This is a genomic window from Janthinobacterium sp. SUN026, from assembly GCF_030397625.1.
In the GTDB taxonomy this organism is placed as follows: domain Bacteria; phylum Pseudomonadota; class Gammaproteobacteria; order Burkholderiales; family Burkholderiaceae_D; genus Janthinobacterium; species Janthinobacterium kumbetense.
Genome location: NZ_JAPQNU010000009.1, coordinates 1 through 25,463 on the forward strand (window position 1 = coordinate 1; position 25,463 = coordinate 25,463).

A 25,463-nucleotide genomic window follows, 5' to 3' on the forward strand; every position below is an offset into this window, starting at 1 on the left:
CAGGACCGTGAAACAACTTTGCGCCGATGATAGTGCTGCAACCAGTGTGAAAGTAGGTTATCGTCAGGCTTGTTATTCGAAAAAACCCCTTCCGGTGATCCGGTTGGGGTTTTTTTACGTCTGGCGGTTTGATTTTGTCAGCAGACAGGCGTAAAAAAAGGCACCGCTACGCGGTGCCCTGTTCATTTGTCATAACCATTAAAAATGGTAAGCGACTTTGACATTCATGTAATTGACGCCGCTATTCGGTTTCTTGTAGCCGCCGTTCGAGAAATGCTGGATCTTCGCAGCGACTTCCCATTTGTTATTGAAGATATAGCCAACGCCGATATGGTCGCCGAACTGGAAGTGGGTCGACAGGCGGTTATCGTCGTTATCGTACAGCTTGGACAGCATGTGTACGCCAATGCCGCCTTCCGCATAGAAGCCCAGCTTGTTCGTGTTTTCAAAGCGGAATACGGGGGTAAAGCCCAGGTCCCACAGCTTTTGATGCTGGCCGGGGACATTGCGATAGCTCTTGCCATCCCAGCCGCCGATGCTGGCATCCCAGTAACCGCTCAGTTGTGTGCCATTCGATACGAACCAGGCCTTATCCCAGTTCGAGGTCACGCCGGCGCGTACCATTTGTACCTTCACGCCCTTGGCATATTCGCCGTAGACGGAGTCGATCAGTTTGTCGTCGGCGGCAAAGCCGGCGTTGGCTGCCATCAGCGCGGCAACGGCGGCGATGGATTTGAGGATATTCTTCTTGAAGGACATAGAGGCTTTCATCGTAAAATTGGCCGTAAGGCTCGTCTTGTTTGCGCAGACACCCAGTTTTGCACAGTGTTCCCGCCACCCGTTTGATTTCAGAGGTTCAATTGACATTCTCTACAAAAATCGCATTTCTCGGTATCGGTCTGATGGGGGATCCGATGGTCCGGTGCCTGCTGCGCGCTGGATATTCTGTCACAATTTGGAATCGCACGCACAGCAAGGCCCAAGTCCTGCGTGAGGCAGGGGCGCAGCCCGCCGTTTCCGTGGCCGAGGCGGTCAATGACGCGGACGTCGTCATTTCGATGCTGGAAGCCGGGCCCATCGTGGCGCAGGTGCTGCAAGAGGCGCTGCCAGCCTTGCGTGCAGGGGCGCTCTGGGTTGATATGAGTTCCACCAAGCAAGCAGAAGCCCAGCAATTTCATGCCGCCTTGCAGGCGGCAGGCCATGCCTTCATCGATGCGCCTGTGTCGGGTGGCGTCGGCGGGGCACAGGCGGGCACCCTGGCCATCATGGCCGGCGCCAGCACCAGCGATTACGCGCGGGTTGCAGTGATTCTGTCGGCCATGGGGCGCCCGACCCTGGTGGGGCCGGCCGGCAGCGGCCAGGTTGCCAAGCTGTGCAATCAGCTGATCGTCGGCGCCACCCTGAATATCGTGGCGGAAGCGTTATTGCTGGCGCAGGCGGCCGGCGCCGATGCGAGCGCCGTACGGGCAGCCATACGCGGCGGTTTTGCCGAGAGCAAGATTCTGGACGTGCATGGCCAGCGCATGCTGGAGCGCAATTTTGTTGCCGGTGGACAGGTGAAAAGCCAGATCAAGGACATGCACAACATCCTCGCGGCAGCGGAAGCGGCCCAGGTCACCTTGCCGGTGACGCAATTGGTGACGCAGCGCTATGAAACCCTTGCCGCCAGCCACCCGACGGCAGACCACGCGGCTGCCTTGCTGGCCCTGGAAGCGCTGAATCCGGGCCAGCGCCTGGGCACCGGTCCGGATAAGCTGAGCTGATTTACGTGACGGGCAGGCTCGCTTCGGCCAGCTTGACCCAGAAACTGGCGCCGATGGGAAGCAGATTGTCATTGAAGTCGTAGCTGCCATTGTGCAAGACGCACGGACCCAGGCCGTGGCCGCCATCGCGGTGCTCGCCATCGCCGTTGCCGATGAAGATATAGCAGCCAGCTTTTTCCTGCAGGAAAAACGCGAAGTCTTCCGCGCCCATCGTCGGTTCAACATTCGCGTTGACCTTGTCGGCACCGACCACGCTTTTCATCACTTCCACGGCAAACGCCGTTTCCTTCGCGTGGTTGACCAGCGGCGGATAGTTGCGCTTGAAGTGGAAATCGACTTCCGCGCCAAAGGCGGCGGCCGTGTGCACGGCGATGTCGCGCATGCGTTCTTCGATCAGGTCCAGCACGGGTGTGGTGAAGGTGCGCACGGTGCCGACCAGGCTGGCGTCATCGGGAATCACATTGGTGGCGCTGCCCGCATGGATTTGCGTGATCGACAGCACGGCCGTGTCGAGCGGACTCTTGTTGCGCGTGATGACGGTTTGCCAGCTTTGCGCGATTTGCACGGCCACCATGACGGGGTCGATGCCCTTGTGCGGCTGGGCCGCGTGCGCGCCCTTGCCTTTGACGGTGACGTGGAATTCATTGCTGGACGCCATCATTGGCCCTTCCACCACGCTCAGGGTACCCGTTTCCGCGCCCGGCCAGTTGTGCATGCCGTAGATGGCATCCATGGGAAAGCGTGTAAACAAGCCGTCTTCGATCATTTCGCGCGCGCCGGCGCCGCCTTCTTCCGCCGGCTGGAAGACGAGGTAGACCGTGCCATCGAAGTTGCGGTGTTGCGCCAGGTAATGGGCGGCGCCGAGCAGCATGGCCGTGTGGCCGTCGTGGCCGCAGGCGTGCATCTTGCCCGGATGGCGTGAAGCATGCTCGAAGGTATTCATTTCCTGCATCGGCAAGGCATCCATATCGGCACGCAAGCCGATGGCGCGCTTGGACGTGCCATGCTGGATGATGCCGACCACGCCAGTACGGCCCAGACCGCGTACCACGGGAATGCCCCATTCCGTCAGTTTGGCGGCGACCACGTCCGAGGTGCGCTGTTCTTCGTAGCACAGCTCGGGATGCGCGTGCAGGTCGCGGCGGATACCTTGCAGCTCGGATTGAAACGCCAAGATCGGATCAACTAGTTTCATGGGACTCTCCTGTGGATGCTGGCGCGCAGCAATGTATGGCGCGCCGGACCGCGCTTGTTTGATCAAAAACAGACGCGGCTAATAGTGCATTGTAGCCCTTGTTTGCCGGGTAAATCCAGCGCACGGACGTGCTTGCCACGGCGCCAACAGCAAGCGCGCGGAATGGTTTACAGTATCGCCTTCCCCCAACGTTTTTGGATTGCCCCCATGACCACCACCCAAGTGCGCGCCGCCTGCCCGCTCGACTGCCCCGATACCTGCGCCTTGCTGGTCACCGTGACCGACGGGGTGGCAACAGCCGTCAAGGGCGATCCCGACCACCCGACCACGGCGGGCGTGCTGTGCACCAAGGTATCGCGTTTCACGGAGCGCACCTACCATGCGGACCGGCTGCTGCATCCGCTGCGCCGCGTGGGCAAGAAGGGGGAAGGAAAGTTCGAGCGCATCAGCTGGGAAGAAGCGCTGCAGACCATCGCGGCCCGTTTGAAACCGATCGCCGCGCGCGATCCTCAGGCGATCTTGCCGTACAGCTACTGCGGCACCATGGGCCTGGTGCAGGGCGAGTCGATGTCGTCGCGTTTCTTCAACCAGCTCGGTGCTTCCTTGCTGGACCGCACCATCTGCGCCTCGGCGGGCGCCACGGGCTACCGCTACACGGTGGGCGCCAGCATCGGCACGGACCTGGAACAGTTCCAGAACGCCAAGTTGATCATCATCTGGGGCGGCAACCCGATCGCCTCGAATTTGCACTTCTGGATGCGCGCGCAGGAAGCCAAACGCAATGGCGCCACCCTGATCGCCATCGATCCCTACCGTTCGTTGACGGCGGAAAAGTGCCATCAGCACGTCGCCTTGCTGCCGGGGACCGATGCAGCCCTGGCGCTGGGTTTGATGCATGTCTTGATTGTGGAAGATTTGCTCGATCATGATTACATCGAGCGCTACACTGTAGGCTACGATGCCTTGAAACAGCGGGCCCTGGAATGGCCGCCCGAACGGGTGGCTGAAGTGTGCGGCATCACGGCCACGGAAGTGGTCGACTTGGCGCGCCTGTACGGCCAGGCGTGCCGCTCCGGCGAGGGCGCCGCCATCCGCGCCAATTACGGCGTGCAGCGCGTGCATGGCGGTGGCATGGCCGTGCGCAATATCGCCTGCCTGCCCGCCCTGACGGGCGCCTGGCGCCATCCGGCCGGCGGCATGCAGCTGTCGAGCTCGGGTTCCTTCCCCATCAACCGCAAGGCCCTGCAGCGCCCCGATTTGCTCAAAGGCACGCCGCGCACCATCAACATGAGCACCATCGGCGACGATTTATTGAAAGAAAGTTCTGCCGATTTCGGCCCGCAAGTCGAGGCCGTGATCGTCTACAACTCGAATCCCCTGGCGGTGGCGCCCGATTCCTCGAAAGTGGCGCAGGGCTTTGCCCGTGAAGACTTGTTTACGGTCGTGCTCGAACATTTCCAGACCGATACCGTCGATTACGCCGACATCGTGTTGCCCGCCACCACGCAGCTGGAACACGTCGATACGCATGCCACTTATGGCCACCTGTACATGATGGCCAACAATGCGGCCGTGGCGCCGCTGGGCGAAGCGAAGGCGAATACGGAAATCTTCCGCCTGCTGGCCCAATACATGGGCTTTGATGACCCGTGCTTCCAGGAAAGTGACGATGCGCTGGCGGCCAAGGCATTCGATGCGACGGATGCGCGCGCCGTGCATTTCGACTGGGAATCGCTGAAACGCACGGGCTGGCAAAAGCTGGCCATGCCGGAAGCGCCATTTGCCGAGGGGCGTTTCCCCACGCCATCGGGCAAGTGCGAGTTGTATTCGGAAGCCATGGCGCTGGCGGGCCTCGATCCCTTGCCCACGTATATCGCGCCGCATGAATCGCTGGCCAGCAATCCCGCGCTGGCGGCCCGTTATCCGCTGGCCATGATTTCCCCGCCGGCGCGCAATTTCCTCAATTCCACCTTCGTGAACGTGAAAAGCCTGCGCGCGGCCGAAGGCGAGCCCCACCTCGATATCCATCCCGACGATGGCGCCGCGCGCGGCATCGTGGCCGGTGACATGGTGCGCATCTTCAATGACCGCGGCAGCTTTGTGGCCAAGGCCAGGGTGACGGACAAGGCGCGACGGGGCCTGGTCGTGGGCTTGTCCGTGTGGTGGAAGAAACTCGCCAGCGACGGCAAGAACGCCAACGAAGTGACCAGCCAGCGCTTGACGGACATGGGCCGCGCGCCGACCTTCTACGATACGCTGGTCGAAGTGGAAAAGGCTGCCTGACCATGGCGCGCTGGCCGGCCCGCTTGCTCGTCGGCACGGTATGCCTGCTGCTGGGCGGCTGCACGCAGTTGCGCTACTACACGCAAGCGGCGCAGGGGCAATATGCCCTGTGGTCCGGCGCGCGTCCCATCGGCGACTGGCTCGATGACCCCGCCACCGAGCCGCGCCTGAAAGTGCGCCTGGCCAAGGCGCAGCAGATCCGCCGCTTTGCCGTCAGCGAGTTGGACTTGCCCGACAATGGCAGCTACAAGAACTATGCGGCATTGCGGCGCCCGTTTGTGCTGTGGAACGTGGTGGCCACGCCGGAATTGTCGCTGCAGCCGCTGCAATGGTGTTTTCCCATCGCCGGCTGCGTCAGCTATCGCGGCTATTACAGCAAGGAGGAGGCGCTCGCGTATGCCGACGAGTTGCGAGCCCAGCATTACGACGTCCAGGTGGGTGGCGTGCCCGCGTATTCCACCCTGGGCTGGTTCGACGATCCCCTGCTGTCGACCTTTATCAATTACAACGATGCGGAACTGGCGCGCCTGATCTTCCATGAGCTGGCGCACCAGGTGGTGTACGTGCCTGGCGACTCGGCCTTCAACGAGTCGTTTGCCAGTGCCGTGGAAGAGGCCGGCGTGCAGCGCTGGCTGGCGCGCGAGGGCAATGACAGCATGCGCGCGGCGTATGCCCAGTATGCGGCGCGGCGCCAGGATTTCCTGGCCTTGCTATTGAAATACCGGGGCGAACTGGAAACCGTGTATGCGAGCGCCGCCAGCGATGCGGACAAGCGCGTGCGCAAGGCGCAGGTATTTGCGGCATTGCAAGAAGCGTATCAGGTCCTGAAGCAAAACTGGGGTGGTTTTGCCGGTTACGACCGCTGGATCGAGCAGCCGTTGAGCAATGCGCACCTGGCTTCCGTGTCTACCTACAATGAATTTTTGCCGGCCTTCAAAAAATTGCTGGAAGAAAAAAAGAACTTTCGTGCTTTTTATGCTGCAGTGCACACAATGGCCCAGATCAAGAAGCCTGAGCGCAGGCAGGCGCTGGAACAATTGTCCAGCCCGTGACCCGTAAAGATTGTCCCGGACGGCAAGGCGAACGATCCTGCAACAGCGTATTTATCATGTTGCAGTGCAGCACAAAATACCCCTAGAGTTGCCGCTCGAATACTGTTGAAAGCGCTTGCATGGAAGCCCGGCGCCCGATAGCATCGCATTAGTAGCATAGAGCAATTGCTCGTCAGAATGCTCAAACTGACTGCAGGACGACAGAATCCGCAGCAATGATCCGCGCCGGCAGGGTGCGCCGGCTCCCCCACGATTATTCGAGACAAGAGGCACAGGATGGAAAAAATTTGGCTGAAGTCGTATCCTCCCGGCGTCCCCGCCGACATCGATCCTGATCAATATCGTTCGCTGGTGCATTTGCTGGAAGAAGCGTTTCAGAAATATGCGGATCGCAATGCCTATGTCTGCATGGACAAATTCCTCACCTATGCCGAACTCGACACCTATTCGCGCCAGCTGGGCGCCTGGCTGCAAAGCCGCGGCCTGAAGAAGGGGGCGCGTGTCGCCCTGATGATGCCGAACGTGCTGCAGTATCCGGTGGCGATCGCTGCCGTGCTGCGCGCCGGCTACACGGTGGTCAACGTCAACCCTTTATATACGCCGCGCGAACTCGAGCATCAGCTCAATGATTCGGGCAGCGAAGCCATCATCGTGCTGGAAAACTTCGCCCATACCCTGGAACAGGTGCTGGGCAAGACGGCCGTCAAGCATGTCGTCGTCGCCAGCATGGGCGAAATGCTCGGCGGCTTGAAGGGCATGATCGTCAATTTTGTCGTGCGCAATGTCAAGAAGATGGTGCCCGCGTATTCCTTGCCGAACGCCATGCGCTTCAAGCAGGCGCTGGCGCTGGGCAGCCGCATGAAACTCACGCCCGTCGAGCTGAGCGTCCATGACGCTGCCTTCCTGCAATATACGGGCGGCACGACGGGCGTGTCGAAAGGCGCAACCTTGAGCCACCGCAATGTGATCGCCAATGTGCTGCAGAGCGAAGCGTGGTCGGGCGCGGCGCTCGACCAGAACAGCAAGGAACAGATGATCGTCGTCTGCGCCTTGCCGCTGTACCATATCTTTGCGCTGACGGCGTGCGCGATGTGGGGCACGCGCGTGGGCGCCCTGAATATCCTGATCCCGAATCCGCGCGATATTCCGGGCTTGATCAAGGAGCTGGGCAAGTACAAATTCAACCTGCTGCCAGCGGTCAATACCTTGTATAACGCGCTGGTGAACCACCCCGATTTTGCCAAGCTCGATTTCTCGGGCTTGAAGATCGCCAATGGCGGCGGCATGGCGGTGCAGCAAGCCGTCAACGACAAGTGGCTGCAAGTGACGGGCGTGTCCATCATCGAAGGCTATGGCTTGTCGGAAACGTCGCCTGTCGCCACCTGCAACCGCGCCGACAGCACGGCGTTTTCCGGCACCATCGGCTTGCCCGTGCCCTCGACCGACATCGCCATCCTCGACGACGACGGCAAGGAAGTGCCGCTGGGCCAGACGGGCGAGATCGCCATCCGTGGCCCGCAAGTGATGAGCGGCTACTGGAACCGTCCCGACGAGACGGCCAAGGTCATGACCCCCGATGGCTACTTCAAGTCGGGCGACGTGGGCATCATGGACGAGCGCGGCTACGTGAAAATTGTCGACCGCAAGAAAGACATGATTCTCGTCTCCGGCTTCAATGTGTATCCGAACGAAGTCGAAGCCGTCATCGCGGCCCATCCTGGCGTGCTCGAGTGCGCCTGCGTGGGCGTGCCGGACGAACACTCGGGCGAGGCCGTAAAAGTGTTTGTCGTGCGCAAGGATCCGAACCTGACCCAGGCAGTGCTGGCCGCGTACTGCAAGGAACAATTCACGGGTTACAAGCGGCCGAAATACATCGAGTTCCGCGATGAACTGCCGAAGACCAACGTCGGCAAGATTTTGCGTCGCGCCCTGCGTGACGAAACAAAGATAGCAGCATAAACAGTGTGAGATGCGCCAGGAGGCGCGTCCCTTTTACAGATAAAGATGAGGCGAGATGGACAAGATTTGGTTGAAGTCGTACCCGGACAGCGTTCCCGCAGAGATTGATTGCACGCAATACCGTTCCGTCACGCATTTGCTGGAAGAGTCGTTCCAGAAATATGCGGACCGCAACGCCTTCGTGTGCATGGATAAATTCCTCACCTACCGCGAGCTTGACCAGTTGTCGCAGCAGATGGGGGCCTGGCTGCAAAGCAAGGGCCTGCAAGCGGGCGCGCGCGTGGCGATCATGTTGCCGAACGTGTTGCAGTATCCGGTGGCCATGGCGGCGATCTTGCGCGCCGGCTACACCGTGGTGAACGTCAATCCGCTGTACACGCCGCGCGAATTGCAGCACCAGTTGATCGATTCGGGCAGCGAAGCGATCATCGTGCTGGAAAACTTCGCCACCACGGTGGAACAGGTATTGCCGCACACCCAGGTCAAGCATGTGATCGTCGCCACCATGGGCGACTTGCTCGGTGGCTTGAAGGGCGCCATCGTCAACTTCGTCGTGCGCAAGATCAAGAAAATGGTGCCCGCGTTTTCCTTGCCGGGCGCCATCGGCTTCAACAAGATGCTGGCCGAGGGTTCCCGTTTGACCTTGACGCCGGTGCAGCAGGGACATGACGATATCGTCTTCCTGCAGTACACGGGCGGCACGACGGGCGTGTCGAAAGGCGCGATGTTGTTGCACCGTAACGTGATCGCCAACGTGCTGCAAAACGAGGCGTGGATGTCGCCCGTGATGACCAAGGAAATGCGTGCGACCTCAATGGGCTTCATGTGCGCCTTGCCCCTGTATCACATCTATTCGCTGACGGTCAGCGCCCTGATGGGCATGCGCCTGGGCGGCATGAGCGTGCTGATCCCCAACCCGCGCGATATTCCCGGTTTCGTCAAGGAATTGTCCAAGCACAAGATCATCGTCTTCCCGGCAGTTAATACTCTGTATAACGCGCTGCTGAACAATGCCGACTTCGCCAAGCTCGATTTTTCCAGCTATAAAGTGTGCAATGGCGGCGGCATGGCCTTGCAGCGCAATGTGGCCGAGCGCTGGCTGAAATTGACGGGCTGCCCGCTGATCGAAGGCTATGGCATGTCGGAAACGTCGCCTGTGGTGACGGGTAACCGCGTCGATATCACGGAATTCACGGGCACCATCGGCTTGCCTTTCCCGTCGACGGAAGTGGCGATTTTGAACGACGATGGCGTGGAAGTGCCGCTGGGCGAACCGGGCGAGATCGCCGTGCGCGGCCCGCAAGTGATGGCGGGATACTGGCAGCGTCCGGACGAGACAGCCAAGTCGATGACGGCCGACGGCTATTTCAAGACGGGCGACGTGGGCGTCATGGACGAGCGCGGCTACGTGAAGATCGTGGACCGCAAGAAAGACATGATCATCGTTTCCGGCTTCAATGTGTATCCAAATGAAGTGGAAGACGTGGTTGCGTCGTGCCCGGGCGTGCTGGAATGCGCCTGCATCGGCGTGCCGGATGCCAACTCGGGCGAAGCCGTGAAAGTGTTTGTCGTGCGCAAGGATCCGAACCTGACGGTGGAACAGATCCGCGAGCATTGCAAGCATGAGTTGACGGCGTACAAGAAGCCGAAATACATCGAGTTCCGCGATGAATTGCCGAAAACCAATGTCGGCAAGATCTTGCGCCGTCAATTGCGCGACGAAAAGAAAGCGGCTTAACTCGCCGCCAGGGCTGTGTCCGCCGCCACGGCTTGCCGTGGCCGGGCGGGCAAGCCGAAGCAGGGACGCAGCCAGCTCACCTTGCTGATCAGCAGCGACGTCCCCAGCCAGCAGGTCGCCACCGTGCCTGCCAAGATCAGCAGCGGCTCGAGCACGGGGCCCAGCTGCAACGGCACCAGCCAGTAGGCCAGCAGTACGATCGCGCTCTGGTGCAAGATGTACCAGGGAAAGACGGCCTGGCGCGCCCATGGCAGCCAGGCAAACGGTTTATTCAGCAAGGTGTGCGACCAGCCCAGGATGGCGCAGATGGCCAGCCACATGTACAGGTTGCGCATAGGCCAGGAGCCAAACGAGGCCCAGGTCAGCAGGTTTTCCGAAGCCACCAGGTCAAAACCCAGATACACGGCAAACGCGCAGGGCGCCAGCAGCAGCGCCTGCCAGCGCAAGCGCGCCAGTTCCTGCCACACTCCCTTGTCATTGCCCAGCCACCAGCCATACAGATACATGGTGAAATAGATGGCGTGCGCGTACCAGTCCTTGAGCAGCGCATGGGTTTCCGGATAGCGCAGCTTCAGGAAAGCCGTTGCCGCCAGCGTTGGCAGGGCGGGTAGGACCAGCAGGCGCCAGCCGCGCAGGCCCGCAAACAGCGGTCTTGCCTTGGCCAGCAGCGGCTGCAAGGCCACCAGTACGATGGTGTACAGCAGCAGGTACACCAGATACCACAGATGGTTCCACGTAAAACTGGTTTTCCAGCCCGTAAATGCGCCGGCCGGCCAGGCGTAGCCGCCAAAGTAATGCAGCAGGAATGGTCCATAGCCAGGTTCGACCAGGCCGTTGCTGACGCCCTCGCAATACGGTTGCACGGGGATCACCACCAGCACGCCAAACAGCAAGGGCAGCAACAGGCGCTTGACCCGGCGCCACAGGAACGCACCCCTGGACGCCTGCGTCATCATGGCGCAGGACACGCCGGAAACAAGGAACACGATTTCCATGCGCCACCGGTTGATAAAGACCATGGGAAAGTTCAATGTTTCCGTCAAGTAAGTACTTTTCATGTGGAAGGCGGCGCCATCCAGGTACAGCATGGCCGTGTGGTAGACGATCAGCAGGCTGAAGACAAGAAAGCGCAAGGCATCGATATCGTAACGGCGGGAATCTGTGGTCATGGTCGTGGGGTCCGTCGGTCAGGGAATGCCTCAGCATAGGCAGGCCGCACGGGGCGAACCAGCGAAAAGTGATCAATCGCTGGCTGTTTGTGACGAGCGGTGGCGCTGGGACGGCTTTGGGACCTTACAATCATGCAACTTATTCACTGTCCGTCACCATGCGCCTGTCTTCCACCGATTTGTTGCAACGATATCAACGCTGGCGCCAGATCGCCGAGCCAGCTTTCTGGATCGTCCTGTATCTGCTGCAAACGTCGCTCAACTGCTGGATCAGCTGGGCCGACCGCGTGCGCGCCGGGCTCGATACGCCCTTATGGGAAGTGGCCGTGTGGGAGTGGAGCAGCAACCTGGTGCTGCTGGCGCTGGTACCGGTGGTGATCCTGGCTAACCAGTTTCGCCCCTTGCACCTGGTTTTCCAGCGCCAGAACCTGCGCTGGCACCTGGCCGCGTCGCTGGTCTACAGCCTCGTGCATGTGCTGGCCATGGTGGCCTTGCGCAAACTGGCTTACTGGAGCGCCGGCAGCGACTACGATTTCGGTAACTGGTGGCGCGAGTTGCCGTATGAATATATCAAGGATGTACGTACTTACTTCTCCATTTTATTGTTCACGGGCTTTTACCAGTTGCTGCTGATGCGCTGGCAAGGCGAAGCGACCTTGCTGGGCGAACCCGATGAAGGGCCTGCCGTGGAACCGGTGCAGCAGCCGGAACGTTTTCTGGTGCGCAAGCTGGGCAAGGATTTTCTGCTGCCGGCCTTTGAAATCGAGTGGATACAGGCGTGGGGCAATTATGTGAATCTGCATGTGCGCGGCCACGACTATCCGCTGCGCTCGACCATGGCGGCCATTGAGCGCCGCCTCGACGGCAAGCGCTTCCTGCGCGTGCACCGCAGTTACATCGTCAACCTCGATTTTGTGCGGAGCATCGTGCCGCTGGAGTCGGGCGATGCGCGCGCGGTGCTGTCCACGGGCGGCGAAGTGCCCGTCAGCCGGCGCTACCGCGACGCCTTGAAAAGCATAGGCTAGATGCGTTGTACGCCAGCCTTGCCGTCCTGGACGGTGAAACTGGCCAGTGTCGCGATGGCCGACGCGCTGTCGCGCACGTTCTCCAGGCCCAGGAACAGGGCCGTGGTTTTCTCCGGCGTGATGTCCAGCAACATATAGCCGCGCTTGTCGCTGCGTCCGTAGCGGATGTGCGGGTTCATCGCCACGTACTGCTCCGTGCGTGCCTGCGGGCGGGAACTCGACGTGATTGAGGTACCGCAAAACTCGGTGGCCAGCACGGGATTATCCTTGCCGGCAGGGCGCATGGCGTTGCGGCTCAGTTCGGTGGCATAAAAGGTGTGCACGTCGCCCGACAGCACCAGCGGGTTGCTGGCCTTGCTGCTGCGCAAGGCGTCGAGCAAGTGCTGGCGCGCCATCGGATAGCCATCCCAGCCATCGGTCCAGATGCGTTCGTCACCGGGCCGCAGGATGGGCACCTGGCTCGATTGCGCCATCAGGGTTTGCTGGGCCAAAATGTTCCAGCGCGCAGGCGAATCATCGAGGCCGGCTTGCAGCCAGCGCTGCTGTTCCTCGCCCAGCATCGTGCGTTCGGGCTTGCGCAAGTCGGGACAGTTACGCGTGGTAACGGAATTCGAGCCGCCGCGGCCCGGCTTGGCGCACGCATGGTAGGCGCGGTATTGCCGGTCGTCCAGCACGTGGAAGCGCGCCAGGCGGCCCCAGTCATAGCGCTGGTAGATGCGCATGTCGACAAAGCCCCTCCGGCCCAGCGGCAGCAGGCGCAGCGGCATGTGTTCATAAAATGCCTGGTAGGCGGCCGCGCGGCGCTGCAAAAAGGCAGGCGTGAGCAATTCGTCGCGGTCATTGCCGTAATCGTTGGCCACTTCATGGTCGTCCCAGGTGACGATCCACGGCGCCGCCAGGTGTGCACCCTGCAAGTCGCGGTCGCTCTTGTATTGCGCATAGCGGGCGCGGTAGTCGTCCAGAGTAAAACTTTCATGCGTGCGCACGGCCCGGCTCGGGTGCTGCAGCTGGTATGGACCCCATTCGTAGATGTAGTCGCCAAGGAAGGCCACCAGGTCGGGTGCGGCGGCGGCGATGTGCCGGTGCGCCGCGTAGGCGCCGAATTCCCAGTGCTGGCACGAGGCGACGGCCAGTTTCAGCGAAGAAGGCATGGCGCCGGGCTCGGGCGCCGTGCGCGTGCGGCCCACGGGGCTGACGGCGTCGCCCAGCATGAAGCGGTACCAGTACCAGCGCCCGGGCGCCAGGCCGCCCACATCGACGTGCACGCTATGCGCGAGGGCGGGCGTGGCCGTGGCCTGGCCCTTGGCGGCGATGCGCCGGAACGCCTCGTCGTCCGCCACTTCCCAGCGCACGTTCAGGGCGATGGCGGGCGTGGCGCTGGCATGCAGCGGGTCGTAGCAGATGCGCGTCCACAGCACGACGGCGTCCGGCAAGGGCGAGCCGGAAGCGACGCCGAGCGCAAACGGGTAGCCGGCGCCATTCAGGCGCGTGGCGGCGCTCGCGCTGGAACCGGACAGCACGCTGCCGGCGGCGGCCAGCGCACCGATGCGGGCGGCGCTCTGCAGGAAGATGCGGCGCTGGCTATCCATGCCGTCTGAAAATAAAACGTGGGATTAATGTAACAGCGACAATCAAGGCGACAGCAAGGTCTCGATCGGCGGCACTTTGCGCGGTTTGCGGTCGGAGTCCGTCGCCACATAGATCAGGGTGGCTTCCGTGACTTTCACGATGCACGCCTGCAGGCGGTTGCGTTCGGCATACACCTCGACATTGACGGTGATCGAGGTATTGCCAACCTTGACGATGTCGGCGTAGAAGGAGAGCAGATCGCCGACGAAGACGGGGTTTTTGAAGACGAAGGAGTTGACGGCGATGGTGGCGACACGGCCGTTGGCGCGCCGCGTGGCCGGCAGGGAACCGGCGATATCGACCTGCGCCATGATCCAGCCGCCGAACACGTCGCCGTACACATTGGCGTCGGACGGCGCTGGCATCATGCGCAATTCCGGCATTTTTCCGGCGGGCAGGCCGGAGGCGAGGCAGTTGTCGGGACGGTCGGGGGAGGTGCTCATCTTTTATTCTCATGAAAGGCTACAATTGCCCCGATTGAACCATAAAAAGCCGACCTTCGCCATGCGCCGTTCCCAGACTCCCCCTCCGCCCCGCTCGCCAGCCTCCGCCAGCCACAGCGATTTCGCCACCATCAAGACCTTGCTGCCGTATCTCTGGGTCTACAAATGGCGGGTGCTGCTGGCGCTGCTATGCCTGGTGGGCGCCAAGCTGGCCAACGTGGGCGTGCCCCTGATCCTGAAAAAACTCGTCGATGCGATGACGATCACGGCGGCCCATCCGCAGGCGCTGCTGGTATTGCCGGTCGGCTTGCTGGTGGCGTATGGCTTGCTGCGCCTGTCGACCACCCTGTTTACGGAATTGCGCGAATTCCTGTTCGCGCGGGTCACGCAGCGGGCCGTGCGCACCATCGCCCTGCAAGTGTTCCGCCACCTGCATGCCTTGTCCCTGCGCTTTCACTTGAACCGCCAGACGGGCGGCATGACGCGTGACATCGAGCGGGGCACGCGCAGCGTGGGCTCGCTCATTTCCTACACCCTGTTCAACATCCTGCCGACCCTGGTGGAAATCACCCTCGTGCTCGGCTATCTGGTCTTGCACTACGACATCTGGTTCACCGTGATCACGGCGGTGGCGCTGGTGTCCTACATCGCGTTTACCGTGCTGGTGACGAACTGGCGTACGCATTTCCGCCGCACCATGAACGACCTCGATTCCAAGGCGAATACCAAGGCCATCGATTCGCTGATCAACTATGAAACCGTCAAGTATTTCGGTAACGAGGATTACGAGGCGAAGCGCTACGACGAGGGCTTGCAGCGCTATGAATCGGCCGCCGTGAAATCGCAGACTTCCTTGTCCCTGCTCAATACGGGCCAGTCGCTGATCATCGCCACGGCCGTTACCCTGATCCTGTGGCGCGCCACGGTGGGCGTGATCGCCGGCACGATGACCCTGGGCGACCTGGTGCTGGTGAACGCCTTCATGATCCAGCTGTATATTCCCCTCAATTTCCTGGGCGTCATTTACCGCGAAATCAAGCAAAGCCTGGCCGACATGGAACGCCTGTTTTCGCTGCTGAACGAGAATCGCGAAATCGCCGATACGCCGGAAGCCAAGCCGCTCGTCACGCGGGGCGCTGCCGTGCGCTTTGCGCATGTGGATTTCAGCTATGAAGCCAAGCGGCAAATCCTGTTCGACGTGGATTTCCAGATTCCCGCCGGCACCACGACGGCCGTGGTGGGGCATAGCGGCTCGGGCAAGTCGACCCTGTCGCGTTTGCTGTTCCGCTTCTATGAAGTCGATGGCGGCGGCATCACCATCGATGGCCAGGACTTGCGCGCCATCACGCAGGATTCCCTGCGCGCGGCCATCGGCATCGTGCCGCAGGATACAGTGCTGTTCAACGACACCATCGAATACAACATCGCCTACGGCAAGCCGGGCGCCAGCAAGGAAGCCATCGTGGCGGCGGCGAAAGCGGCATCGATCCATGATTTTATTGAAAGCTTGCCAGATGGATACAACTCCATGGTGGGCGAGCGAGGGCTAAAACTGTCGGGCGGCGAAAAGCAGCGCGTGGCCATCGCCCGCACCTTGCTGAAAGACCCGGCCATCCTGATCTTCGACGAAGCCACCTCGGCGCTCGATTCCAAGGCCGAGCAGGCGATCCAGTCGCAGCTGAAGGACATCGCCAAAAACCGCACCACCCTGGTCATTGCGCACCGCCTGTCGACGGTGGCGGATGCCCAGCAAATCCTGGTGCTCGACCATGGCCGCATCGTCGAGCGGGGCACGCATCCGCAATTGCTGGCGCTCGATGGCCTGTACGCGCAGATGTGGCAACGCCAGCAGGCAAATATGGACGACGAGGCGCAAGAGGACGAGTTGGCGGGGCTGGCGCCGGCAAAATAAATCGGGAAGGCGAAATCAGTAGGAAAAATGCTACAGCCGCGCCGATTCAGGCGCGCGTATAGCGCCTATTTGCGGGCAATCGCAGAAAACGGCTAGTCCAGCGCTGAAAATGAAATAAAATTAATTCCATTGGTGGCGTCTGCACCACAGTTGTTTCGTTCGGAGTCCATCCGGTTTGTCCGCCCAGGAGAATTTATGAAATTGACCAAAATCATCGCCACGCTGCTCAGCGTCGGTGTCATCAGCAGCATGTCGCCAGTCCAGGCTCAGGAATTGACCGGCACCTTGGCCAAGATCAAGAAAGCCGGTTCCGTCACCCTTGGCGTGCGCGACGGCTCCGTGCCTTTCTCCTATCTCGATGACAAGCAGCAATACCAGGGGTATTCGATCGACCTGTGCATGAAAGTCGTCACGGCCCTGCAAAAGCACCTGGGCCTAAGCGAACTGAAAGTGGTGATGAGCCCCGTCACGTCGGCCAACCGCATCCCGCTGATGGCCAACGGCACCATCGACCTCGAATGCGGCTCGACGACGAACAACCTGGAACGCCAGCAGCAGGTGGCATTCGCCCCCACCATGTTCGTCATCGGCAACCGCGTGCTGTCGAAAAAAACCTCGAACATCAAGACCCTGGAAGACTTGCGCGGCAAGACCCTGGTCGCCACGGCAGGCACGTCGACCATCAAGCAGATGACCATCCTGAACAAGGAAAAAAACCTGGGCATGACGATTGCCGTCGGCAAGGACCACCCTGAATCGTTCCTGATGCTGGAAACGGGCCGCGCGGTGGCCGAAGCCAACGACGATATCCTGCTGGCGTCGCAAGTGGCCAACTCGAAAAACCCGAACGACTACGAAATCACCAAGGAAGCGCTGTCGGTCGAGCCGTACGGCATCATGCTGCGCAAGGGCGATCCCGCCTTCAAGAAAGTGGTCGATGACGCGCTGATCCGCCTGTACAAGAGCGACGATATCAACCGCATCTACGCGAAATGGTTTACCTCGCCGATCCCGCCGAAAAACATCAACCTGAAATTTCCCATGCCGCCGCAATTGAAGGCGGTCTTCACGAATCCGACCGATTCGGGCGACCCGGCTGCGTATGCGGCCGTACCGGAAGCGCAGAAGACCTCGGACAAACGGAAAAAATAACAAGAGTGCGTAACAAATCGGGGGGCGCAAGCCTCCCGTTTTATTTACGGGACGGGTGGCGGACAAGCCGCTTTCCTTGAGCTGCATGGAAGGATGATCATGAATTACAACTGGAATTGGCGCATTTTCTGGGAGATTTCTCCCGATGGCGTGGGCACGTACATGGACACCCTGTGGTCTGGCCTCGTCTGGACCCTGGCCACGGCCGGTGCGGCGTGGATCATGGCGCTGATATTGGGCCTGGTGATCGGCACCATCCGCACCCTGCCGAACAAATGGCTGGTGGGCGTGGCCAATGCCTACGTTGAATTGTTCCGCAACGTGCCGCTGCTGGTGCAGATGTTCCTCTGGTATTTCGTCATGCCGGAGTTGCTGCCGCCTGACCTGGGTGCCTGGGTCAAGTCGCTGCCGAATGCGCCGTTCGTCACGGCCGTGCTGTGCCTGGGATTCTTTACTTCGTCGCGCGTGGCCGTGCAGGTAACGACGGGCATCGAGGCGCTGCCGCGCGGGCAGAAACTGGCCGGCACGGCGCTGGGCCTGACCCTGCCGCAAACCTACCGCTTCATTTTGCTGCCGATGGCCGCGCGCGTCATCATGCCGCCGCTGACCAGCGAATTTTTGAACATCATCAAGAACAGTTCCGTGGCGCTGACCATCGGCCTGATCGAATTGACGGCCAGCGCGCGCGCCATCCAGGAGTTTTCCTTCCAGGTATTCGAGGCGTTTTCGGCCGCCACCATCATCTACGTCGTCGTCAACCTGCTGGTGGTGGTGCTGATGCACCTGATCGAGAAAAAGGTCGCCATCCCGGGCTTCATCGTCGCCGGCGCCAAGACGGGAGGACATTGATATGTTCGGTAATTTCGACTTCGATGTCATCTCCCGCTCGTGGGTCTACCTGTTCCAGACCGGCATGGTCTTCACCCTGAAACTGACGGCGCTGGCCATGGTCGGCGGCATCGTGCTGGGCACCCTGCTGGCGCTGATGCGCCTGTCCGGCAACCGCATCGTTTCGGGCGTGGCATCGAGCTACGTCAACCTGATACGCTCGATCCCGCTGGTGCTGGTGATCTTCTGGTTCTACTTCCTGGTGCCGTATATCGCCGCCTGGGTCATCGGCGCGAACGAACCCGTGAAAGTGGGCGCGTTTCCTTCCGCGCTGATCACCTTCATCATGTTCGAGGCAGCCTATTATTGCGAGATCATGCGCAGCGGCATACAGTCGATTCCGCGTGGCCAGGTGTGGGCCGGCCAGGCGCTGGGCATGAACTACCGGCAAACCATGGGCAGCATCGTGCTGCCGCAAGCGTTCCGCAACATGATCCCCGTGCTGCTGACGCAGACCATCGTGCTGTTCCAGGACGTGTCGCTCGTGTACGTGCTGTCGATTCCCGATTTTGTCGGCGCCGCCTCGAAGATCGCCCAGCGCGACGGCCGCTTGGTGGAGATGTACGTGTTTGTCGCCGTCGTGTATTTCGTGCTGTGCTATGCCTTGTCGTTCCTGGTAAAACGCCTGCAGAAACGCGTCGCCATCATTCGCTAACCGAAAAAGAAAGAACAAGATGATTGAACTCAATAACGTCAGCAAATGGTATGGCCAGTTCCAGGTACTGACCGACTGCACCACCAATGTCGCCAAGGGCGACGTGATGGTCATTTGCGGCCCTTCCGGCTCCGGCAAGTCGACCCTGATCAAGACCGTCAACGGCCTTGAGCCTATCCAGCAGGGGCAGATCATCGTCGACGGCATCAGCGTCAACGATCCGAAAACGAATTTGTCGAAACTGCGCGCGCGCATCGGCATGGTGTTCCAGAATTTCGAGCTGTTCCCGCATTTGTCGATCCGCGAAAACCTCACCATCGGCCAGATCAAGGTGCTGGGCCGCAGCGCCGACGAAGCCAATGCCAAGGGCTTGAAGTACCTGGACCGCGTGGGCCTGCTGTCGCAGCAGGATAAGTTCCCGGGCCAGCTGTCGGGCGGCCAGCAGCAGCGCGTGGCGATCGCCCGCGCGCTGTCGATGGACCCGATCGCCATGCTGTTCGACGAACCCACGTCGGCGCTGGACCCCGAAATGATCAACGAAGTGCTCGACGTGATGGTAGGCCTGGCGCAGGAAGGCATGACGATGATGGTCGTCACGCACGAAATGGGCTTTGCCAAGCGCGTGGCCAACCGCATCGTCTTCATGGATCAGGGCAAGATCATCGAGGATTGCAGCAAGGATGACTTCTTCAACACGACGCGCTCGGACCGCGCGCGCGACTTCCTGGCCAAGATCATCCATTAATTTTTTTTGAAGTTGAGTACGAATGCCTGTCATGAAACAAATAGCCGGCGCCATGCTGGCGCTGGGCCTGCTCGCCCATGCCCACGCGGCCGACAAGATCGCCGTTGACATCGCCTTGCGCGACGCCACCCTGATCGACGTTGCCGGCGGTCGCGCCGTCAACGGCAAGACCGTGCTGCTCAAGGGCGACAGCATCGTCGCCGTCGTCGACGACGCGCAGTTGCGCAGCTATGCGCCGAAGCAGACCATCCGCCTGCCCGGAAAATACCTGATGCCGGGCCTGTGGGACACGCATGTGCACTTTGGCGGCGGCCCCGAGCTGATCGACGAGAACAAGCAGTTGCTGCCCCTGTACCTGGCGCACGGCATCACCACGGTGCGCGACTGCTCGGGCGACTTGCCCGACACGGTGCTGGCATGGCGCCGGCAGATCAACGCAGGTCAGTTGCAAGGGCCGACCATCTTCACGTCGGGCGCCAAGCTGGAAGGCATCAAGCCGCTGTGGAAGGGCACCATCGAAGTGGGCACGCCGCAGGAAGTCACGCGTGCGCTCGACGGCCTGCAGGCGCAGCAAGTGGACTTCGTGAAGATCACGGAAAACACGCTGAAGCCTGAGCTGTACCTGGAAGCGCTGCGCCAGGCGCGCGAACGGGGCATGCGCACCTCGGGCCATATCCCTGTGCAGCTCACACTGGAGCAGATGGCCGATGCAGGCCTGGGAACGATTGAACATCAATCGTATCTGCTGCGCGCCACCACGCCGCGCGAGCAGGAGCTGACGGACAAGGTGGCCGCCGGCACGATGACGGGCAAGGAGGCCATGCATGCAAGCGTGCAAAGCTACGACGAACCGACGGCGCGCAAGGCCTCCAGCTACCTGGCCGCGCGCGGCACGGCCATCGTGCCTACCCTGTGGGGTTCGCGCGTGACGGCTTACCTGGACCGCGAAGATCACACGCACGATCCGGCCCTGCAATACATCGGCAAGGGCTTGCGCGCCACCTACGACTGGCGCGTGCAGCGCGCCGCCAAGGATGGCCCGGAAGCGATCGCCCTGCGTCACGCGCAGTTCGAGCAATCGGCAAAGCTGCTGCCGATTTTGCAGCAGCAGGGCATGAGCATCATCGCCGGCACGGATGCGGGCTTTTTGAATTCCTTCGACTACCCGGGCCAGGCCTTGCACGATGAAATCGGCCTGTACGTGCAGTATGGCTTGACGCCGCAGCAAGCCTTGCAGTCGGCCGTCATCAACGGCCCCCGCTTCATGGGCAAGCTGGATCGCTATGGCAGCGTGGCGGCAGGCAAGGCGGCCGACCTGCTGGTGCTCGACGCGAATCCGCTGCAGGACATCGGCGCCACGCGCCAGATCCGCCTGGTGGTCAGTCGTGGCCAGGTGTACGACCGCGCCGCGCTGGACCGGATGCTGGCCGATATTCGCGCCTGGGTGGCGAAGCAGGAAGAGCCGCAGGCCAAATCCTGATTCGCGTGTACTCTTGATATTGAAAACGGCCGGCGCATACCGGCCGTTTTGCCGTCCGGGAGGCCGCGCATACAGGTGATCCTGGCCGGCGGGACGGCCCCGCGGCTGGTAAAATGGCGCTATCCGCAATGACCGCCTGAGAGCAGCCGCCATGTCCACACTCGATCACACCCCCGCTTCCATCACCATCACCCGTCCGGATGACTGGCATTTGCACCTGCGCGACGGCGCCGTCATGGCCAGCGTGCTGCCGCATAGCGCGCGCCAGTTCGGCCGCGCCATCGTCATGCCGAACCTGAAACCGCCCGTCACCACCACGGCCGATGCCGCCGCCTATCGCGAGCGCATCCTGGCCGCCGTGCCGCAAGGCGTGAACTTCGATCCGCTGATGGTGCTGTACCTGACGAACAACACCTCGCCCGACGAAATCCGCCGCGCGCAGGATAGCGGCATCGTGCAGGCCGTCAAATTGTATCCGGCCGGCGCCACGACGAATTCCGACCTGGGCGTGACGGATTTGAAAAATTGCTACAAGGTGCTCGAAGTGATGCAGGAAGTGGGCATGCCCTTCCTCGTGCACGGCGAAGTGACGGATCCGGAGATCGATATTTTCGACCGCGAAGCCGTCTTCATCGAGCGCGTGATGCGCCCGCTGCGCAGCGCCTTCCCGGCCCTGTCCGTCGTGTTCGAACACATCACCACCAAGGATGCGGCGCAGTACGTGGCCGAAGCGGAAGGCCCGATCGCCGCTACCATCACGGCGCACCATCTGCTGTACAACCGCAACGAGATTTTCAAGGGTGGCATCCGCCCGCATTACTACTGCCTGCCCATCCTCAAGCGCGAAGAGCACCGCCTGGCGCTGATGACGGCGGCCGCCAGCGGCGACGAGCGCTTCTTCCTCGGCACCGATTCGGCGCCGCACGCCCAAGGCGCCAAGGAAATGGCCTGCGGCTGCGCCGGTTGCTACACGGCCCTGCATGCGATGGAAATGTATGCCGAAGCGTTCGAACGGGCCGGCGCACTCGACAAGCTGGAAGCGTTCGCCAGCTTCCACGGCCCCGCCTTCTACGGCGTGCCGCGCAATACGGACACCATCACCCTGAAGCGCGAAAGCTGGACTTTGCCAGCTTCGCTGCCGCTGGGCGACAGCCATGTGATTCCGCTCAATGCGGGCGAGCAGATCAACTGGAAAATGGTGTAATCACTCCATGCTGCCATCGATAGACTGGACCCGCCCTTGGTTTGCCACGGTGCTGCCGGCGCGACGGCAGCTGGACCTGCAGCGCGACACGGTGATCGCCGCGTTGAACGGCCGGGCACGGGCGCTGGACTTGCGCAATCCCTCCGGCCTGCCGCTGGCTTTCGTGCCGCAAGCGGACCTGCCCGATGGCGTCGCCTACGAGGAGTTCATCGGCGCGACGGGCGGCGTGCCCACGCGCGACAATCTGCACGATTTTTTCAACGCGCTCGTGTGGCTCACCTTCCCGCGCATCAAGCGGCAGCTGAACGCGCTGCAGGCGGCGCAGATCGCCCTGTCCGGCGTCGGCAAATCGCGCGGTCCCGCACGCGACGGCGCGACGATTTTTGACGAAAATTCCGCCCTGCTGGTGCTGCGCGACAGCGATGCGGGGCGCGCGCTGGATGCGGCGCTGCGCGGGCATGACTGGCGCAGCGCGTTCATTGCGCAGCGCGACAAGTTTGACGCCGGCGGCGACGCCGAGGTCTGGCTGTTCGGCCACGCGCTGATGGAAAAACTGGTGGTGCCGCGCAAGGCCATCACGGCGCATACGCGCGTGATCTTCGCCGGCGACGCCTATTTCACCCTGGACGATGCGGCACGCCGCGCCTGGCTCGACGAGCGGGTGGCGCAGGACCTGGCGCAGCAAAGCCTCACCACGGCGGACTTCACGCCGCTGCCCGTGCTCGGTTTGCCCGGCTGGTGCGAGGGACAGGACGACGATTTTTACAATGACGCGGCGGTGTTCCGCCCGAAGCGCAAGGTGGCTGGCGCAGAAAGAGATCAATAGCATGGAAAATACCGTCCGCTGGGGCATCCTCGGCACCGGCAAGATCGCCCGCGCGATGGCCAATGGCTTGCGCGATGCACCCGGTGCGCAACTGGTGGCGGTGGCTTCGCGCAGCGAGACTGGCGCACAGGCCTTCGGCGCCGAATTCGGCATCGAGCGTTGCCACGGTTCCTACCAGGCGCTGGCCATGGACCCGGACGTGGATGTGATCTATATCGCCACGCCGCACACCCTGCATGCTGAAAATGCCATGCTGTGCCTGGCCGCCGGCAAGCACGTCGTGTGCGAAAAACCGTTCACCATGAATGCGCGCGAAGCGCAGGCCGTGGTCGACCTGGCACGCTACAAAAAACTGTTCTTGATGGAAGCCATGTGGAGCCGTTTCCTGCCCGCCGTGCAGGAAGCGCAGCGCATCATCGCCAGCGGCGAAATCGGCGTGCTGCAGCAGGTGCAGGCCGACATCGGCTTTGTCGCCAATTTCCCGCCCGAGCACCGCATGTTCAATCCGGAACTCGGCGGCGGCGCGCTGCTCGACGTGGGCATCTATCCGTTGTCGATGGCGGCCTTCTTCCTCGGCCCCGTATCGCAGGTGCAGGCGCTGGCCGAGATGGGCGCCACCGGCGTCGATGAACAGGTCGTGTTCTCGCTGCGGCACGCGGGCGGGGGCACCTCGTCCTGCGCCTGCAGCCTGCGCGCGCAAACGCCGACGGAAATGACCATTTCCGGCAGCCTGGGGCGGATTCGCCTGCCCAACCGTTTTTACAAGCCCGACCACCTGATCGTCGAAACGATGGATGGCGCACGCCGCGTCGTCGCCGCGCCGCACCTGGGCAACGGCTATGCGCACGAGGCGATCGAAGCGATGCGCTGCATCCGCGCCGGCTTGCTGGAAAGCCCTGTCATGCCGCATGTGGATAGCGTGGCGCTGATGCACAACCTTGACACCATGCGTGGCCAGATCGGCCTCGTTTACAGCGCCGACCAGGCGTAACCAGGAATCCCATGACATTGCACTCATCCCGCCCCAGCCTGAAAACCGTCCTCATCGCCAGCGGCGTCGTGCTGACCCTGGCGATGGGCGTGCGCCATGGCCTGGGTTTCTGGATGCAGCCGATCTCGCAAGCGAATGGCTGGACGCGCGAAACGTATTCGCTGGCGCTGGCCATGCAAAACCTGATGTGGGGCGTCTTCGGCCCGTTCGCCGGCATGGCGGCCGACCGTTTCGGCACCATGCGCGTCGTCATCGTCGGCGCCATCAGCTACATGGCGGGCCTGGTGTGGATGGCGCTCGTGACGCAGCCCACGCTGTTCATCGTCGGTTCCGGCATCTTCATCGGCCTGGCGCTGGCCTGCACGGCCTTTGGCGCCATCAGCGGCATCATCGGCCGCAGCGCGCCGCCCGAGCAGCGCTCGTGGGCCTTCGGCATCTCGTCGGCGGCCGGCTCCTTCGGCCAGTTCCTGATGATGCCGGTCGAGCAGCAACTGATTTCCGCCGTGGGCTGGCAAAACGCCTTTTATGTGTTGGCCGCGCTGGTGCTGCTGGCCATGATCCCGATGGCCTTCTACTTGCGCGAACCGCCCGTGTCGCACGCCAGCGGCCCGCAGCAAAGCGTGGGCGCCGCCTTCCGCGAAGCCATCGCCAGCCGTTCGTTCTGGCTGCTGCTGGCAGGGTATTTCGTGTGCGGCTTCCAGCTGGTGTTCATCGGCGTGCACTTGCCGGCCTACCTGAAGGACCAGGGCCTGATGAATCCGAACATCGCCGTCACGGCGCTGGCGTTGATCGGCCTGTTCAACATTGTCGGCTCCTACTATGCGGGCAAACTCGGTGGCAAGATCGCCAAGCGCTACCTGCTGTCGGCCATCTACGTGACGCGCGCCGTGGTCATCACCGTGTTCCTGCTGGCGCCTTTGTCGGCGTGGTCCGTGTACCTGTTCGCCGCCGGCATGGGTGTGCTGTGGCTGTCGACCGTGCCGCTGACGAACGGCATCATCGCCGGCATCTTCGGCGTGAAGCATCTGTCGATGCTGGCGGGGATGGTGTTCTTCTCGCACCAGGTGGGCAGTTTCCTTGGCGCGTGGCTGGGCGGCTATCTGTACGAGCACCAGGGCAGTTACCACATCGTGTGGATGATCACCATCGGCCTGGGCTTGCTGGCCGCGCTGATCAACCTGCCCATCGACGAGCGCGCCGTCAAGCGCGTGGTGGTGGCCGCGTAATGGCCAGCTGGCGCACCTGGCTATGGCGCCTGGCTGGCGCCGCGCTGCTGGCTCTCGTCTTCCTGGCCTATCTGCGGCCCGACTTCATGCTGGACCTGGCGAACCGCTTCTGGATGTGCATGTAGGGC

At 61.9% G+C, this 25,463-nt stretch carries 22 protein-coding genes; 17 read left to right on the forward strand and 5 right to left on the reverse strand.

The window, feature by feature from the left end; genetic code table 11:
• Positions 1-198: 198 nt before the first annotated feature.
• Complete coding sequence (locus OX459_RS26440) at positions 199-759, reverse strand: acyloxyacyl hydrolase (RefSeq protein WP_077408864.1); 561 nt, start codon at positions 757-759, stop codon at positions 199-201.
• Between the two features lie 119 nt (positions 760-878).
• On the opposite strand from OX459_RS26440, the gene OX459_RS26445 reads away from it, so the two are divergent.
• Positions 879-1,763 (forward strand): NAD(P)-dependent oxidoreductase, encoded by an 885-nt coding sequence (locus OX459_RS26445; RefSeq protein WP_289907366.1) that lies wholly within the window; start codon positions 879-881, stop codon positions 1,761-1,763.
• Between the two features lies 1 nt (position 1,764).
• On the opposite strand, the gene OX459_RS26450 is transcribed toward OX459_RS26445, so the two are convergent.
• A complete protein-coding gene (locus tag OX459_RS26450; RefSeq protein WP_099666191.1) occupies positions 1,765-2,958 on the reverse strand; it encodes a M20 aminoacylase family protein in 1,194 nt (397 codons plus the stop codon).
• A gap of 207 nt (positions 2,959-3,165) precedes the next feature.
• On the opposite strand from OX459_RS26450, the gene OX459_RS26455 reads away from it, so the two are divergent.
• From OX459_RS26455 to OX459_RS26470, 4 genes are all read left to right on the forward strand, one after another.
• On the forward strand, positions 3,166-5,241 hold the full coding sequence (locus OX459_RS26455; RefSeq protein WP_289907225.1) for a molybdopterin oxidoreductase family protein: 2,076 nt from the start codon (positions 3,166-3,168) through the stop codon (positions 5,239-5,241).
• Positions 5,242-5,243: 2 nt separating this feature from the next.
• Complete coding sequence (locus tag OX459_RS26460; protein WP_289907226.1) at positions 5,244-6,293, forward strand: aminopeptidase; 1,050 nt, start codon at positions 5,244-5,246, stop codon at positions 6,291-6,293.
• Positions 6,294-6,569: 276 nt separating this feature from the next.
• Complete coding sequence (locus tag OX459_RS26465; protein WP_099666194.1) at positions 6,570-8,252, forward strand: long-chain fatty acid--CoA ligase; 1,683 nt, start codon at positions 6,570-6,572, stop codon at positions 8,250-8,252.
• Positions 8,253-8,307: 55 nt separating this feature from the next.
• Positions 8,308-9,990: a long-chain-fatty-acid--CoA ligase gene (locus OX459_RS26470; RefSeq protein ID WP_289907227.1), complete on the forward strand. Its 1,683-nt coding sequence runs from the start codon at positions 8,308-8,310 to the stop codon at positions 9,988-9,990.
• Here OX459_RS26470 and OX459_RS26475 read toward each other — a convergent pair.
• Positions 9,987-11,159, reverse strand: a complete 1,173-nt coding sequence (locus tag OX459_RS26475) for an acyltransferase family protein (RefSeq protein ID WP_289907228.1) — start codon at positions 11,157-11,159, stop codon at positions 9,987-9,989. The two genes, OX459_RS26470 and OX459_RS26475, sit on opposite strands and share 4 nt — an antisense overlap.
• 158 nt (positions 11,160-11,317) lie before the next feature.
• Here OX459_RS26475 and OX459_RS26480 point away from each other — a divergent pair, with 158 nt between their 5' ends.
• Complete coding sequence (locus tag OX459_RS26480) at positions 11,318-12,184, forward strand: LytTR family DNA-binding domain-containing protein (RefSeq protein WP_289907229.1); 867 nt, start codon at positions 11,318-11,320, stop codon at positions 12,182-12,184.
• Here OX459_RS26480 and OX459_RS26485 read toward each other — a convergent pair.
• Together OX459_RS26485 and OX459_RS26490 are read right to left on the reverse strand one after the other, a co-directional pair.
• A complete protein-coding gene (locus OX459_RS26485; protein ID WP_289907230.1) occupies positions 12,181-13,773 on the reverse strand; it encodes an alkaline phosphatase D family protein in 1,593 nt (530 codons plus the stop codon). The two genes, OX459_RS26480 and OX459_RS26485, sit on opposite strands and share 4 nt — an antisense overlap.
• A 42-nt stretch (positions 13,774-13,815) precedes the next feature.
• The gene (locus OX459_RS26490) at positions 13,816-14,256 is read right to left on the reverse strand and encodes an acyl-CoA thioesterase (protein ID WP_052139932.1); all 441 of its coding nucleotides are present in this window, start codon (positions 14,254-14,256) and stop codon (positions 13,816-13,818) included.
• A 61-nt stretch (positions 14,257-14,317) separates the two neighbouring features.
• Between OX459_RS26490 and OX459_RS26495 the strand changes: the two genes are divergently transcribed.
• The 11 genes from OX459_RS26495 (at position 14,318) to OX459_RS26545 (ending at position 25,460) form a co-directional block, all read left to right on the forward strand.
• Positions 14,318-16,168 (forward strand): ABC transporter ATP-binding protein/permease, encoded by a 1,851-nt coding sequence (locus tag OX459_RS26495; RefSeq protein ID WP_289907231.1) that lies wholly within the window; start codon positions 14,318-14,320, stop codon positions 16,166-16,168.
• Positions 16,169-16,363: 195 nt separating this feature from the next.
• Entirely contained in the window at positions 16,364-17,320 is a 957-nt protein-coding gene (locus OX459_RS26500) for an amino acid ABC transporter substrate-binding protein (RefSeq protein WP_099666199.1), read from the forward strand.
• A 99-nt stretch (positions 17,321-17,419) separates the two neighbouring features.
• Positions 17,420-18,169, forward strand: coding sequence for an amino acid ABC transporter permease (locus tag OX459_RS26505; protein ID WP_077409318.1), 750 nt, complete (start codon positions 17,420-17,422; stop codon positions 18,167-18,169).
• Between the two features lies 1 nt (position 18,170).
• Positions 18,171-18,863, forward strand: coding sequence for an ABC transporter permease subunit (locus OX459_RS26510; RefSeq protein ID WP_099666200.1), 693 nt, complete (start codon positions 18,171-18,173; stop codon positions 18,861-18,863).
• 19 nt (positions 18,864-18,882) lie between these two features.
• Positions 18,883-19,608: an amino acid ABC transporter ATP-binding protein gene (locus tag OX459_RS26515; protein WP_099666201.1), complete on the forward strand. Its 726-nt coding sequence runs from the start codon at positions 18,883-18,885 to the stop codon at positions 19,606-19,608.
• A 31-nt stretch (positions 19,609-19,639) separates the two neighbouring features.
• On the forward strand, positions 19,640-21,088 hold the full coding sequence (locus tag OX459_RS26520; RefSeq protein WP_289907233.1) for an amidohydrolase family protein: 1,449 nt from the start codon (positions 19,640-19,642) through the stop codon (positions 21,086-21,088).
• Between the two features lie 151 nt (positions 21,089-21,239).
• Positions 21,240-22,292, forward strand: coding sequence for a dihydroorotase (gene pyrC, locus OX459_RS26525; protein ID WP_099666203.1), 1,053 nt, complete (start codon positions 21,240-21,242; stop codon positions 22,290-22,292).
• Between the two features lie 7 nt (positions 22,293-22,299).
• Entirely contained in the window at positions 22,300-23,118 is an 819-nt protein-coding gene (locus OX459_RS26530; protein WP_289907235.1) for a DUF3025 domain-containing protein, read from the forward strand.
• A gap of 1 nt (position 23,119) precedes the next feature.
• A complete protein-coding gene (locus tag OX459_RS26535; protein WP_289907236.1) occupies positions 23,120-24,109 on the forward strand; it encodes a Gfo/Idh/MocA family oxidoreductase in 990 nt (329 codons plus the stop codon).
• A gap of 11 nt (positions 24,110-24,120) precedes the next feature.
• Positions 24,121-25,335: an MFS transporter gene (locus tag OX459_RS26540; RefSeq protein WP_289907237.1), complete on the forward strand. Its 1,215-nt coding sequence runs from the start codon at positions 24,121-24,123 to the stop codon at positions 25,333-25,335.
• A complete protein-coding gene (locus OX459_RS26545; RefSeq protein WP_255206293.1) occupies positions 25,335-25,460 on the forward strand; it encodes a hypothetical protein in 126 nt (41 codons plus the stop codon). Before OX459_RS26540 ends, OX459_RS26545 begins: the two co-directional genes overlap by 1 nt.
• The last annotated feature ends 3 nt before the right edge of the window (positions 25,461-25,463 follow it).